We start from the raw sequence: 14,061 nt of genomic DNA, 5'->3' as shown, positions 1-14,061 counted from the left end.
GGCATGATGGTCCGTCAGCTATTTCTAAACGCGATCCTGCGCTAATGCCTTTCCCCATGCGCCCGATATGCCTCGCCCTCAGCCTTACTCTGCTTGCCGCTCCCGCCCAGGCCGGTGAGACGGCATGGCAGGAAGTCGCGCCGGGCGTGACACTGCGGCTCATCAGCAGCGGGCAGATCAAGCCCGATGGCACCACGCTGATCGGGCTCGAGATCGCCATGCCCGAGACCAACAAGACCTATTGGCGCGTCCCCGGCGAGACCGGCCTGCCGACCGAGCTCGATTTTTCCGGCTCGACCGGCATTCGCGAGCACCAGATCCTCTGGCCCTATCCGACACGGCATGAGACTGCGGATTATCTCGACTATGTCTATTTTGGCCCCACCGTCCTGCCGGTCCGGCTGAGCGTGGAGCCGGGCGCGCCGCGGATTGAGCTCAGCGCCGTTCTGGGCGTGTGCTCGGATATCTGCGTGCCGGCCCAGGCCCGTTTTTCGCTGCCGCTCGACGATACCGCCCCCGATCGGCCCAACGGGCTGCGCATCCGCCAGGCGCTGGCCACGACGCCGATGGATTGGCCGGGCGATCCCCAGCCTATCGGCAATGTCGAACTCTGGGGCGATGCCGGCATGCTGGCGGTGGAGCTTGGCGACGGCGACGTCGATCCGGCCTCGCTGATCGCCGCGACCGACAGCGGCGAACCGCTGTTCGGCACGCCGCAAAAAAGCCCGGAACCGAACCTAGTGCTCATCCCCATCCTGGGTAAAGCCGATGAAATGGGCTTGGAAAATCAGGCCGTTCGGCTCACATTCCTGACAGGCGAGGGAGCTTTCGAGGTCAAGCGCACTGTTCTGGTGCCGGCAACCGACTGAACCGTGCAGGGAGGAAAGGGGCAATAGGCCTTGTCGGCGGCGCCAAAGCCGCTTATCCCGATTGCATTTGAGACCGAGGACTGGCCGCCGCCTGGTGGCCCTAGGCATGGGGCATATCTTTTCATGATCGATCGCGGCAGTCCGGTCCCGTCCGTGCGGGTAAAACTTGTAGGCGCCGATGGCGCAACGGACACGACCAGCGATGCCGTACTTGGTACCGGCCTGGTCGTGTTCTTCGCGGTGCCTGGCGCCTTCACCCCCACCTGCCATGTCAATCACCTGCCCGGCTTTGTCGCCAACGAGGCCAAGCTGCGGGCCGCGGGGGTCGATCGCATCGTCTGCGCCGCGGTCAACGATCATCACGTGATGAAGGCCTGGGCCGAGGCCTCCGGCGCGCTGGGCAAGATCGATTTCATCGCCGATGGCAATGCCGAGCTGGCCGAAGCGCTCGGCCTCTCCAAGGATTTTTCCGGTTCCGGCATGGGCAAGCGCTTCGCGCGCTCGGCCATGCTGATCCGCAACGGCATCGTCGATGCCGTTTTCGTCGAAGATGCGCCGGGCGTGAACGCCAGTGGTGCCCCCGCCATCCTCATGGCGCTCGAAGTCGCCAATAGCTAGTGTCGCGTCAGGAGATCGCCCCATGAACCAGCCCCTTTCCCTGATGCTGCGCCTCACCGCCGCCGGCGCCACTGCGACGCTGCTGGCAGCCTGCTCGATGGGCGGCATGTTCGGCGGCGGCAATGCCGCGCAGAACCAGCAATTGCAGAATGCCACGGCCACCCCGGCGGCAGTCGCCCAGGCGCAGACCAATGCGCTGCCCGCCATCGCCACCGAGTGCCCGCCGATCCGCGTGCGCCCCGGCAGCGAGGCGATGTTCTACTACGGCAATGGCCGCACCGGCGATGCGCGGGCGCTGCAATATCAGGGCGTGATCGACGAGACCTCGCGCAATTGCGTGGTGTCCAACGGGCTGATCACGGTGAATATGGGTGTCGTCGGCCGCGTGCTGCTCGGCCCGGCTGGCAACCAGACCAGCGTCAATGCGCCGATCCGCTTTGCCGTGGAGCGGGACGGGCAGGCGGTGTTCTCCGAAAAGTACACCTTGCCGGTCGCCATCGCCGCCCCGGCCCGCTCGGCCGAATTCGTCAAGGTCATCGAAAATGTCGCCATCCCCTATCTGGGCGGCGAGGAAATCACCATCTGGGTCGGCTTCGATACCAAGGGCTGACATTGCGCCAGTATCGGTGGATTTGAAGGCCCGTGGATAAGTTCGCGGGCTTTTTTGTTGGTCGCCGCTTTCTCAGTCGATACCTCCCCCTTGCGGGGAGGTATCAAGGGTGGGGGAATGTTTAGCCCCGATATCGTGGCTCCCAGCACCCCCTCCCAATCTCCCCCGTCAAGGGGGAGGAGTCGCGCAGTGGGTGTGGATAGCACTGCGGCTACTCCGCTGCCTTGAGCGTCTCCTCCGGCCGTTCCCACTTCAGTATCGGCGAGCGCGCCGCGCGCGTCTCATCCAGCCGGCGGCGTGGGGCTTTCAACGGAGCCGAAGTGAAGCGCTCGGCATTGCCGGCCTTGGCGTCGGCGGCCAGTTCTTCCATCACCGCGCAGAAATGGTCCAGAGTCTGCTTGCTCTCGCTTTCGGTTGGCTCGATCAGCATGGCGCCATGCACGACCAGCGGGAAATACATGGTCATGGGATGGAAACCCTCGTCGATCAGCGCCTTGGCGAAATCGAGCGTGGTGACGCCCGTACCGGCGAGGAAACTGTCGTCGAACAGCGCCTCGTGCATGGTCGGACAATCGCCGAACGGCACCGAGAAGGCATGCGCGAGGCGGGCCTTGATGTAGTTGGCATTCAGCACCGCGTCCTGCGCCGCCTGGGCCAGCCCGTCGCCGCCATGGCTGAGCATATAGGTCAGCGCCCGGACATACATGCCCATCTGGCCCTGGAAGGCGGTGATGCGGCCCAGCGCTTCGCCCTGTGCATGTTCCACCAGTTCGAGCCCCTTGGCACCCTTACGGACGAAGGGGACGGGTGCGAACGGCGCCAGCGCCTGGGACAGCACCACCGGGCCTGCGCCCGGACCGCCGCCGCCATGTGGCGTCGAGAAGGTCTTGTGCAGGTTGATATGCATGGCGTCGATGCCAAGGTCGCCCGGCCGCACCACGCCCATGATGGCGTTGAAATTGGCACCGTCGCAGTAGAAGAAGGCCCCGGCTTCATGCACCGCCTCGGCAATCTCGATCACGTCAGGTTCGAACAGGCCGCAGGTGTTTGGGTTGGTCAGCATGATCGCCGCCACTTCGGGGCTGAGCGCATCCCTGACCGCCTGCACATCCACCGTGCCGTCTGATCGGGCCGGGATGGCCTTCACCGTATAACCCAGGAAGGCGGCAGTGGCCGGATTGGTGCCATGGGCGCTTTCGGGGACGAGCACGATTCTGCGATGGCCCTGACCGGCCGCCTCCTGCGCCGCCTTGATGGCCATCATGCCCAGCAGTTCGCCATGCGCACCGGCCTTGGGCGTCAGCGCCACAGCGGCGGTGTTGGTGAGGGTCATCAGCCAGTGCGAAAGCTGTTCCATCAGCTCCAGTGCACCCTGCACGGTTGAGGCCGGCTGCAACGGGTGGATATCGGCAAAGCCGGGCAGGCGGGCCATCTTCTCGTTGAGGCGCGGATTGTGCTTCATCGTGCACGAGCCCAGCGGGTACATGCCGCTATCGATCGAGTGGTTGAGGCGGCTGAGGCGCACATAGTGGCGCATTGCTTCCGGCTCGGTCAGTCCCGCCAGGTCGAGCGGCATCCGGCGCTCGAAGCCGCCGAGGCGACTGCCCGAGATGGTGACGTCAGGCAGGTCGACGCCGGAATGCTCGGTATCGCCGATTTCGAACAGCAGCGGTTCGTTGGGCAGCAATGCCGAGCCGGTAGAGGATGCGAAGCTCGAGGTGCCGATGCCGGTCGGGCGGCCCTGATTGTTCATGCTCATGCCAGTTCCTCCGCAAGGGCGGCGCAGAGCGCGGCGATATCGGCATCGGTGGTGAGTTCGGTCGCGGCCAGCACGATGAGGTTGGCGACCGAGGGATCATCGGGCTCAAGCCGGCTGACCGGCACCCCGGCAAGGATGCCGCGGGCGGCCAGACGCTCGACCAGCGCTGCGGCCGGCTGGCTGGTGCGGATGGTCATTTCGTTGAAGAAGCTCTTGTTGAGCACGTCCACCCCGCCAACCGCCGCCAAAGCGTCGGCGAGTTTGCAGGCTCGCGCATGATTGAGGCGGGCAAGCCTGGTGAATCCGGCCTCGCCCAGCAGCGCCATGTGGATGGAGAAAGCGAGGGCGCAGAGCCCCGAATTGGTGCAGATATTGCTGGTCGCCTTCTCGCGCCGGATATGCTGCTCCCGGGTCGACAGCGTCAGCACGAAGCCGCGCTGGCCCTCGGCATCCACCGTTTCCCCGCATAGCCGGCCCGGCATCTGGCGGATGAACTCCTTGCGGGTCGCCATCAGGCCCAGATAGGGCCCGCCGAAATTAAGTGCATTGCCGATGGACTGGCCCTCGGCCACCACGATATCGGCGCCATAGGCGCCCGGCGCCTCGATCAGACCGAGCGACACGATCTCGGTGATGACGACGATCAGCAGCGCGCCCTTGGCATGGGCCGCATCGGCTGCGGTCTTGAGGTTGCGCAGGTGGCCATAGAAATCCGGCGTCTGGATGACGATGGCGGCGGTCTGCTCGTCGATATGGTCGAGAATGTCGCCCTGGCCTTCCGGCGAGGCGGAGAGGCATTGCAGATCGGTATCGTCCTTGAGATAGGCCTTCACCACGTCGCGGTAATGCGGATGCAGCCCGCCCGATAGTACGATCTTGTTGCGTTTGGTGAGGCGCCGCGCCATCAGCACGGCCTCGGCCGTGCCGGTCGAACCGTCATAGAGGCTGGCATTGGCCACATCCATGCCGGTAAGCTTGGCCACCTGCGTCTGGAACTCGAACAGCATCTGCAGGGTGCCCTGCGAGATTTCCGGCTGATAGGGCGTATAGGCGGTGAGCCATTCCGAGCGCTGGATCAGGTGGTCGACCGTGGCTGGCACATGGTGGCGATAGGCACCGGCGCCGACGAAGAACGGACCGTCAGCGCCAGCCCGGTTCTTGCCGGCCAGCGCCCGCATATGGGCCTCGACCAGGAATTCGGGGCTATGGGCGGGCAGGCCGAGATCGAAGCTCTTGAGCGCGCGCTTTGGGACGGCGCTGAACAGGCTGTCGATATCGGCTGCGCCGATGACGCCGAGCATTTCGGCGCGTTCATGGTCGGAATGGGGGAGGTAGCGCATGATGCCTCTTACTTCGTCAGGTCCGCATAGGCGGTTGCGTCGAGCAGGCTGTCGATTTCACCGGCCTCGGCTATGGCGATCTTGTAGATCCAGCCGCCCGCTTCCGGGTCGGCATTGATCAGGCCCGGTTCGCCGGAAAGGGCGTCATTGACCTCGATTACCGTGCCCGCGACGGGGGCATAGATTTCCGAGGCGGCCTTGACGCTTTCGACCACGGCGGCCTCGTCGCCCTTCTTCAGCACTTTGCCGACGCTGGGCAGCTCGACGAAGACAATGTCGCCCAACGCTTCCTGCGCATAGTTGGTGATGCCGACAATGCCGGTCGAGCCCTCGACGCGGATGTATTCATGGTCCGGTGTGAACCTGGTGGTCATGGCTGGCCTCTCAACTGGCTTTGGCTTTGCGGAAATAACGGTGTGGCACGAAGGGGGTAGGGACCACCTCGGCCGGTTGGGCGCGGCCGCGGACCGACACCTGGAGCTTGCTGCCATGGCTGGCATGGGCGGGCGGCACGAAGCCCAGGGCGATAGCCTTGCCCAGCGATGGAGCGAAACCGCCACTGGTGACGACGCCGATGGCGGCGCCGGAAGCGTCGAGGATTTCGGCGCCCTCGCGGGCCGGGGCGCCTTCGACGATCAGGCCGACACGGATGCGGCTGAGCTTGCCATCGCGTTCGGCAAGAATTCTGGGGGCGCCGGGGAAATCACCGGCCTCGCGGCGGCGTCTGGAGACGGCGAAGCCGAGATCGGCTTCGATGGGCGAGACGGTCTCGTCGAGGTCGTGGCCATAGAGCGGCAGGCCGGCTTCGAGGCGCAGGCTGTCGCGGGCGCCGAGCCCGATCGGCTTGACGCGCGGATCGGCGAGCAGGGCGTCCCACAGCGTATTGGCGAACGGGGCGGGGCAGAGCAGTTCGAACCCGTCCTCGCCAGTATAGCCCGAGCGGGAGACGATGACAGTCTGCCCGTTCAGTTCATAGGGCCCGTATTGCATGAAGCCGAGCTCGACGACGCCGGGCATGAGGCTGGCGAGGACGCCGACGGCTTCCGGGCCCTGCAGCGCCAGCAGCGCACCGTCATCGGCGCGGCTGAACCGGGCCCTGTCGCCGGCCGCGGCAGCGATGCGGGCGAAGTCGCCTTCCTTGGTGCCGGCATTGACCACGATATAGAGCGAGCCGGCGAATTTGGGCGAGCGGGCGACCATGAGGTCGTCGATGATGCCGCCCTTTTCGTTGAGCAGCAGCGTGTAGCGCACCTGGCCTGGCTTGAGGCCGGCAATATCGCCGCAGATCATCGGCTCGATGATGGCGGCAATGGCGGCGTGGTCTGCCTCTGCGTCGCCGCTGGGATTGTTGAGGACGAGAAAGCTCGGACCCATATGGCTGACATCGAACAGGCCCGCCTGTTCGCGGGTCCATTTGTGTTCCGTCATGATACCGGAGGGGTATTGCACGGGCAGAGAATAGCCGCCGAACGGCACCATGCGGCCGCCTGCGGCCTGGTGGCGCTCGAAAAGCGGTGTGGTCTTGAGGTTTGTGGGCGAGGTTTCGGCCATCAACACATCCCGGGAAATGAAACAAGGCGACACGATTGCACCCGCCTTGCGGCGAATATTCCGTGCCCCCTCTGTCCTTGCCCTGAGAGATTTCCCGGCTGAGCGCCGGTTGCTCCTTCGGTGGGACCGGCTATCCGATCCGCTTTCCAGAGTTGTTGACCTGACTGCGGTCCTTTTGCCTGAGAGTTTCCGGGGCGGTTGCTCCTTCGGCGCTGGAGAAAATCCAATCTCTCCCGCAGCTGGCCGCAACATGGTCGAGATTCCGGAAGGCGTCAATTGGCGACGGCTACTGCATCACCGATTTATGCGGGACCACCGTCCAGTTTAGCGCAAATGAAAAGGGCGGGCATAACTGCCCGCCCTTTGATCTGTTCTGCGCTTTCGCTCAGTTGAGCTTGGCGCCGACGTCCTGGATGGCCTTGGCGACGAGGTCGTCGGCCTTGCTGGGCATCTGCTGGCTGAGCACGATGCGGGCGGCAGCCACGGTCAGCTCGGCGGCGCTGGCGCGCACTTCACCGAGCGCCTGGGCTTCGGCCTGGGCGATCTTGTCCTCGACGGCCTTGGTGCGGCGAGCGATCAGGTCCGCCAGCTTGGCGCTGGCATCATCGGCCAGGCGCTTGGCTTCTTCCTTGGCGGCCGTGACGATGCCCTCGGCTTCGCCCTCGGCGGCAACGCGCTTGCGCTCATAATCGACCAGCAGGTTTTCGGCCTCTTCGCGCAGGCGCTTGGCCTCGGCCAGGTCGGTCTCGATCTGGGCAATACGCTGATCGAGCATCTTGGCGACCATTTTCGGCACGCCGATATAGACAACGACGCCGATGAAGATCAGCAGCGAGATGGTCGCCCAGATCGTCGCCCAGGTGGTTGCGTCGATAGATGAGAAATCCATCTGTTTACTCCTTTGCCGCGGCGGCGACGGCCTTGCGGGCCTCGTCGGCAGTGGCCGAGCCGGTCAATTGCGTGACCAGGGCCTGCACCGTATCGGCGGCAATCTCGGCAACATGGCCGAGTGCCTCCTTCTTGGTGGCCTGGATGCTGGTTTCGGCAGCAGCGACCTTGGCGGAAAGCTCGGTCTCGACGGCCTTGCGCTTGGAGTCGATGTCGGCCTGGATACCGGCGCGGGTCTCTTCGGCAATGGCCTGGGACTTCTTGCGGGCAGTCGCCAGGGCGTCTTCGTAGGCAGCGATGGCTGCATCGGTTTTCTGTCGGGCGCTGTCAGCGGCGGCGAGATCGCCATCGATGCGCGCCTTGCGGTCGGCAAGAATGCCGCCGATGCGGGGCAGGGCCAGCCGGCTCATGGTGAAGTAGAGCACGACAAAAGCCAGCACCAGCCAGATTATCTGGGTGCCGAAGGTCGAAGGATCGAACGGCGGAAATGCACCGGAATGCTCCTCGCCGCCATGGGCCTCGGTCGTCGCGTGGACGGCGCCACCTTCAGCGGAGGCATCGATGGGTTCGTGACCCTCGGTCGCTACTGGAGTTTCGGATTCCATATTGATCTACCCATAAAGCAGCAGGCCAGAAGGCCGTATAAGGAAACGGCAGCCCGAAGGAAAAATCCTCCCGGCCGCCGCTCCGACTGGGTTGCGGAAAATCAGACCGCGAACAGCAGCAGCAGGGCGATCAGGAACGAGAAAATGCCCAAGGCTTCGGTCACGGCGAAACCGAAAATCAGGTTACCGAACTGGCTCTGAGCAGCCGACGGGTTGCGCAGGGCGCCCGACAGGAAGCTGCCGAAAATGTTGCCCACGCCCATGGCGGCGCCGGCCATACCAATCGCGGCGATACCCGCACCAATAAACTTCGCTGCTTCAGCTTCCATTATCCTGCTCCTTTTGAGCTGCTGGGTGATCCGGGTCAACGCAGTGACGACCACGGATCTGTTGACGTCTAATGCGACGGATGGATCGCATCATTGATGTACATCGCCGTCAGCACCGCAAACACATAGGCCTGCAGAGCCGCGACGAGGAATTCGAGCGCCGTGATCGCGATGGTCATGAGCAACGGCAGCGATGCGCCGAGGAACCCCAGAAAGCCCAGGGAACCGAGCGACATGATGAAGCCGGCAAACACCTTGACCGTGATATGGCCGGCCAGCACGTTGGCGAACAGTCGCACCGAGTGCGAAATCGGGCGCGAAATGAACGAGACGATCTCGATCGGCACCACGATGGGCAGCACATAGACCGGCACGCCGGCCGGGACGAACAGCTTGAAGAACTTGAAACCGTTGCGATAGATGCCGTAGCCGACGACCACGACGAAGACCAGCATGGCAAGGGCGAAGGTGACGATGATGTGGCTGGTAACGGTGAAGAAGAACGGGACCATGCCGAACATGTTGGCGATGAGCACGAACATGAAGAGGCTGAACACGAAGGGGAAGAACTTCATTCCCTCGGAGCCGGCGGCACCGCGGACCATATTGGCCACGAAATCGTAGAGCAGTTCGGAAACCACCTGCGCCCGGCCGGGAACCACGCTGCGGCGCGCGGTCGAGCCAAGCATGTAGATGACGATGAGGCCAACCGTCAGCACCATGAACAGCGCCGAGTTGGTGAAGGCAAAGCCGCCCTCGCCGGTCGAGAAGACGTTGGTGATCGCGAACTGGTGGATCGGATCTACTTTATTCGGATCGGCCACGCCCAAACCCCTATGGTCTACCTGTCGTCGTCTTCTTCGCCCACATCCGGACCGAGATCCGAACCTGGTGGCGGCGGCGCCGCCTTGTTCATTTGCGTTACCACACGGGTAACATTGAGTATTCCAGCAGCAAAACCCACCAGAAACATGATGAGCAGGCCCCAGGGTCTGGTTCCCAGGCCAAGATCGATGGCGTAGCCGATAGCGGCCCCGACCAGGATCGCCGCAATGAACTCGGTGCCGATGCGCATGCCGCGCGCCATACCAGTCATCTGCGGGGGAGCGGTCTTCGAGGCTCTGTTGTCCTCGATGTCGCGCTCCCGCTTGGCTGAGGCGATGCGCGATGCCAGATCGCGCGTCACCCCTTTGGCGCTGTCTGGCTGGCCCTGGTCATCTTGCGGTTTCACCATCCGCTCGCTCCCTTTGGCCGGCTTCCTCCCGGAATTTCCGGGACGCCCTTTAAGTCGCGCGCAACATAGTGGTGGGCCCGGAGAGTGTCAAGATAACCTTACCGGCCATAAACCTTTGAAATATATGTAAAAATCAGCTTGTCGCAGGGGTGCGGCATGCTGTCCATAGGGCGCCGTCGCGATGCGGCGGCGGGACGGTAGGGATTCTGGCACGCAAGGGGCGTGTGGAACCGCCGCCTGTGATGCGGTTATCAATAGACGAACGCATGCCAGGACTGGCAGCGTGCGGATCCCGAGACGGCCTTCGCCTCTGAGAATTAAATATGAGACGGAAGCCGCCTCGGGATGCCGGGACTTGTWCCCCGCCCAAACGCCTCGTCCGCTCGACCCGGAGCGGAGCGCGACCCCCACTCCCCCGGCTGGCTTCCGGACGCCCGTCGCTGCAGCGCCGCCCGTACCCCGGAAGATGGGGAGGATCATACGCGCGGTTTTGGCGAGGGGGATAAGATGGATAAGTCGGGCAACTTCCTTCCCACCCACAATCGCTTCCCCCGGACTTGATCCGGGGGCCTCTCGCCGCTTGTGCCGTGTTGGGAGTGACCCGCGGATCAAGTCCGCGGGAGGCGATTGTGGGGTGGGTAGATGCTGCCCCGATATCCGGGCCACCGCTCCACCTTGCGGCTGTGGCGCGATCTCGGGATGGATCCCGGCTCGAGGCCGGGATGACATCCTGGGTGGGGTGGGATGGTGCCACCTGCCACCATCGGTTGGGTCAGCTCGCCTCGCGAAAGCTCTCGGCTGTCGTCAGGTCCACCGAGACCAACTGGCTCACGCCGCGTTCGGCCATGGTGACGCCGAACAGGCGATCCACCCGGCTCATGGTGATCGGATTGTGGGTGATGACCATGAAGCGCGTATTGGTGCGCTGGCGCATGGAATCGAGCAAGTTGCAGAAGCGCTCTACATTGGCGTCGTCGAGCGGCGCATCGACTTCGTCGAGCACGCAGATCGGCGCCGGATTGGTGAGGAAGACCGCAAAGATCAGGCTCATGGCCGTGAGTGCCTGTTCGCCGCCCGAAAGCAAGGTCATGGTCTGCGGCTTCTTGCCCGGCGGACGGGCGATGATTTCGAGCCCGGCTTCCAGCGGGTCGTCGCTTTCCACGAAGCTGAGTTCGGCCATGCCGCCGCCGAACAGGCTGGTGAACAGCTCCTGGAAATGCCCATTGACCTTGACAAAGGCCTCGTTGAGGCGGGCACGGCCCTCGCGATTGAGCGACTGGATGCCCTGCCGGAGCTTGGCGATGGCCTCGATCAGATCGTCCTTGTCCTTGACCATCAGGTCGAGCTTTTCCTGAACCTCGACCGCTTCCTTTTCAGCGGAGAGGTTGACGCCGCCGAGGCGTTCGCGCTCGGCCTTGAGGCGATCGACCTTCTGCTCGGTGGCCGCTTCCGAAGGCAGGGGCTCGCTGGCGCGAATGCCCGAGGCCTCCAGCGTCTTGCTGGCGGGGATGTCGAGGATTTCCTCGATCTGGCGCTCGATCTGCTGGCGCTGGGCGATGAAGCCCTTGATACGCTCCTCGATACGGGTCAGCTCGATCCGGGCATTGCCGAGCAGGTCGCTGGCGGTCTTGAGCGCCTTGTCGGCGTCGCGCCAGCCGGCCTGGGCGATATTGAGGCTGTCTCCGGCCGCCTTGTGCTCGATCCTGGCTTGCTCGATCTGGTCGTCGAGCTGCGCCCGGCGGGCGGCAAAGCCATCGGGGGTTTCGTTAACACTCGCGAGCTGGGCGCTGACCTCGGCGCTGCGCTGGTCGAGGGTCGAAAGCTGGGCAAGGGCACCGTCGCGGCGGCGCTGCCAGCTCTGGCTGTCGCGTTCGAGCTGGGTGAGGCGGCTCTCGCGCATGCGGGCGGCCGTCTCGAAACTGCCCAGTTTGAGCCGGGCCTGATCGGCCTGGTCGCGGGCGGTGGTGAGGACGGACTGGCGGGCTTCGGCGAGCCGGGCCGCATCGTCCTCGGTGCCCGCGTCGAGCAGGGCCTGCTCGGCATCGGCGCGGATGGCTTCGGCCTCGCTGAGGCTGGAGGCGAGGCGGATGCGGGCTTCCTCCAGCGCCGACTGGCGCGTGGTGAGGTCGCCGATGGCGCGCTGGGCTTTGTCGACTTCGGACTGCGCCGCGCCGATGGCGTGCTGGGCGGCGCGCCAGGCTTCGCGCTTGCCGCGCTCGTCCTGGCGGGCGGTGTCGAGCGTGGCGGTCAGCGCCTCGACGTCGCGCTTCCAGCCATTGCGTTCGCCCTTGGCGCGGGCGATTTCCTCGTCGAGATCGGCGAGGCGGTTGCGCTGGGCCAGGCGCTGCGCGGCGGCACTCGGAGCGTCGGCGGCAGCGACGAAACCGTCCCAGCGCCAGAGGGCGCCGTTCGCGGTGACGAGGCGCTGGCCGGGCTTGAGCGCGTGCATCAGGCCTGGGCCATCAGCGGTATCGATGAGGCCGATCTGGTCGAGGCGGCGCTTGAGCAGCGGGCTGCCGGTGACGTAACGGGAGAGCGGTTCGGCGCCCTGAGGCAGGGCGGCATCGTCGCTGTGATCGACAGGCACCGACCAGTGCATCGGCGCGCCGGCATCGGAGCTGGCTTCGAGATCGTCGCCCAAAGCGGCGCCGAGCGCGGTTTCGTAGCCTGATGTGACCTTGAGCTGGTCAACGATGGCCGGCCACAGGCTGGCGCCGACATTGAGCATCTTGCCCAGCGTAGCGGCTTCGGCTTCGAGGCGGTTGAGCGCAGCTTCGATTTCGGCGAGGCGCGGGCGGGCGGCGTCGAGCTTGCTCTGCGCTGCGATGGTGGCTTCCTCGGCCGCGGTGGCGAACTGTTCGGCTTCGGCGGTGCGGGCCTGCGCAGCGGTAAGGGCGGCGCGCTTGAGGGTGAGGGTTTCATCGGCATCGAGGCTGGCGGCGACTGTACGCGCTTCGTTGTCGACTTCGGCGACCTGTTGGGTCAGGCGATTGATGCGGCCCATAGCATCCTGGGTCGAACGGATGGCCTGGGCGCGGCGGGCACGGACCTGGGCCAGCGCATCGGCCGCGGCTCGGGCATCCAGCTCGGCACTGGCGACGGTGGCGCGGGCGCTGTCGGCCTCCATGCGGGCATGGTCGAAATCGAACTGCGCGGCTTCGCCTTCGGCGGCAAGGCGCGCCTGTTCCTCGGCATAGGCGGCAAGGGTCACTTCGGCTTCGGTCACCAATTCACGCTCGCGGGTGCCGTCGGCGGCGAGCTGGCGGATGCGATCTTCGAGCTCGGCGCGGCGCTGGCTGGCGCGGCGGGATTCCTCGGCGAGCTGCTCGGCGAGGATGGTATAGCGCTGCAGCACGGCGCCGGTGACGGCCTCGCGGTCGCGCAACGGCTGCAAAGCGGCATCGGCGGTTTCGAGCTTTTTCTGCGCCTGCAGCTCGAGATGGGTGGCGTCGGCGAGTTCACGCACCAGCACGCCCTGCTGCGCCTCGGTTTCCTTCTCGGCGAAGCGGGCGGCGACCCAGCGGATATGATAGAGCGTCGCCTCGGCGCGGCGGATATCGCCCGAGAGCGAGCGATAGCGGGTGGCGAGACGGGCCTGGCGCTTGAGGGTTTCGAGTTGGGTCTCGACCTGGGCGATGATGTCGTCGACGCGTTCGAGATTGGCTTCGGCGGCGCGCAGGCGCAGCTCGGCCTCATGGCGGCGGGAATGCAGCCCCGATATGCCGGCGGCTTCTTCGAGCAGGGCCCGGCGAGCGGTGGGTTTGGCGGCGATCAATTCGCCGATCTGGCCCTGCCGCACCATGGCGGGCGAATGGGCGCCGGTGGAGGCGTCGGCAAACAGCAGTTGCACGTCGCGAGCGCGCACTTCCTTGCCGTTGACGCGATAGACCGAGCCGGCCTCGCGCTCGATGCGGCGGGTGACTTCCAGCACGTCGGCATTGTTGAGCGCGGCGGGTGCGGTGCGGTCGGCATTGTCGAGGACGAGGGTGACCTCGGCCGAATTGCGGGCGGGGCGATTGCCCGAGCCCGAGAAGATCACATCGTCCATGCCCGAGGCGCGCATGGCCTTGTAGGAGCTTTCGCCCATGACCCAGCGCATGGCTTCGACAAGGTTGGACTTGCCGCAGCCATTGGGGCCGACAATGCCGGTGAGGCCGGGTTCCATGACGAGTGTGGTCTCGTCGCAGAACGACTTGAAGCCGTGGAGTTTAAGGCGGGAGAATTTCATTGGCCCCCTCTTCCCCTCTCCTCTTGTGGG

The 14,061-nt window shown here is 65.1% G+C and carries 13 protein-coding genes and 1 riboswitch; of the genes, 3 read left to right on the top strand and 10 right to left on the bottom strand.

All coding sequences use genetic code 11. The features are described 5' to 3' along the window. Window positions 1-146 precede the first annotated feature (146 nt). From ASD80_RS01610 to ASD80_RS01600, 3 genes are all read left to right on the top strand, one after another. Entirely contained in the window at window positions 147-869 is a 723-nt protein-coding gene (locus tag ASD80_RS01610; protein WP_162247296.1) for a protein-disulfide reductase DsbD domain-containing protein, read from the top strand. Window positions 870-992: 123 nt separating this feature from the next. Beyond that, window positions 993-1,487 carry a peroxiredoxin gene (locus ASD80_RS01605; protein ID WP_056227975.1) on the top strand — a complete coding sequence of 165 codons (495 nt, stop codon included), beginning with the start codon at window positions 993-995 and terminating at the stop codon, window positions 1,485-1,487. Between the two features lie 22 nt (window positions 1,488-1,509). Beyond that, window positions 1,510-2,097 carry a hypothetical protein gene (locus ASD80_RS01600; protein ID WP_056227972.1) on the top strand — a complete coding sequence of 196 codons (588 nt, stop codon included), beginning with the start codon at window positions 1,510-1,512 and terminating at the stop codon, window positions 2,095-2,097. 211 nt (window positions 2,098-2,308) lie between these two features. Here ASD80_RS01600 and gcvPB read toward each other — a convergent pair whose 3' ends face one another. The 10 genes from gcvPB to ASD80_RS01550 form a co-directional block, all read right to left on the bottom strand. Further along, entirely contained in the window at window positions 2,309-3,856 is a 1,548-nt protein-coding gene (gene gcvPB, locus ASD80_RS01595) for an aminomethyl-transferring glycine dehydrogenase subunit GcvPB (RefSeq protein ID WP_056227969.1), read from the bottom strand. After that, window positions 3,853-5,196, bottom strand: a complete 1,344-nt coding sequence (gene gcvPA / locus ASD80_RS01590; RefSeq protein ID WP_056227967.1) for an aminomethyl-transferring glycine dehydrogenase subunit GcvPA — start codon at window positions 5,194-5,196, stop codon at window positions 3,853-3,855. The genes gcvPB and gcvPA overlap by 4 nt, the downstream gene beginning before the upstream one ends. An 8-nt stretch (window positions 5,197-5,204) precedes the next feature. Further along, entirely contained in the window at window positions 5,205-5,570 is a 366-nt protein-coding gene (gene gcvH, locus ASD80_RS01585) for a glycine cleavage system protein GcvH (RefSeq protein ID WP_056227964.1), read from the bottom strand. Window positions 5,571-5,580: 10 nt separating this feature from the next. Beyond that, window positions 5,581-6,747, bottom strand: coding sequence for a glycine cleavage system aminomethyltransferase GcvT (gcvT, locus tag ASD80_RS01580; RefSeq protein ID WP_082554972.1), 1,167 nt, complete (start codon window positions 6,745-6,747; stop codon window positions 5,581-5,583). A 157-nt stretch (window positions 6,748-6,904) separates the two neighbouring features. Then, a riboswitch (glycine riboswitch) is annotated at window positions 6,905-6,993 on the bottom strand. A gap of 139 nt (window positions 6,994-7,132) precedes the next feature. Continuing rightward, window positions 7,133-7,636 (bottom strand): ATP F0F1 synthase subunit B, encoded by a 504-nt coding sequence (locus ASD80_RS01575; RefSeq protein WP_056227961.1) that lies wholly within the window; start codon window positions 7,634-7,636, stop codon window positions 7,133-7,135. A gap of 4 nt (window positions 7,637-7,640) precedes the next feature. Beyond that, window positions 7,641-8,240 (bottom strand): hypothetical protein, encoded by a 600-nt coding sequence (locus ASD80_RS01570; protein WP_082554971.1) that lies wholly within the window; start codon window positions 8,238-8,240, stop codon window positions 7,641-7,643. A 101-nt stretch (window positions 8,241-8,341) separates the two neighbouring features. Further along, window positions 8,342-8,569 carry a F0F1 ATP synthase subunit C gene (locus tag ASD80_RS01565; RefSeq protein WP_056227959.1) on the bottom strand — a complete coding sequence of 76 codons (228 nt, stop codon included), beginning with the start codon at window positions 8,567-8,569 and terminating at the stop codon, window positions 8,342-8,344. A 68-nt stretch (window positions 8,570-8,637) separates the two neighbouring features. Next, a complete protein-coding gene (locus ASD80_RS01560; protein ID WP_056227951.1) occupies window positions 8,638-9,393 on the bottom strand; it encodes a F0F1 ATP synthase subunit A in 756 nt (251 codons plus the stop codon). Window positions 9,394-9,410: 17 nt separating this feature from the next. Next, window positions 9,411-9,803: an AtpZ/AtpI family protein gene (locus tag ASD80_RS01555; protein WP_056227948.1), complete on the bottom strand. Its 393-nt coding sequence runs from the start codon at window positions 9,801-9,803 to the stop codon at window positions 9,411-9,413. A 772-nt stretch (window positions 9,804-10,575) separates the two neighbouring features. Beyond that, on the bottom strand, window positions 10,576-14,031 hold the full coding sequence (locus ASD80_RS01550; RefSeq protein WP_056227944.1) for a chromosome segregation SMC family protein: 3,456 nt from the start codon (window positions 14,029-14,031) through the stop codon (window positions 10,576-10,578). Window positions 14,032-14,061: the final 30 nt, after the last annotated feature.

The organism is Devosia sp. Root635 (genome assembly GCF_001427605.1).
Taxonomy (GTDB): domain Bacteria; phylum Pseudomonadota; class Alphaproteobacteria; order Rhizobiales; family Devosiaceae; genus Devosia.
Note: the sequence above shows the minus strand (reverse complement) of the source record. Positions and strands in the feature narration are given on the sequence as shown.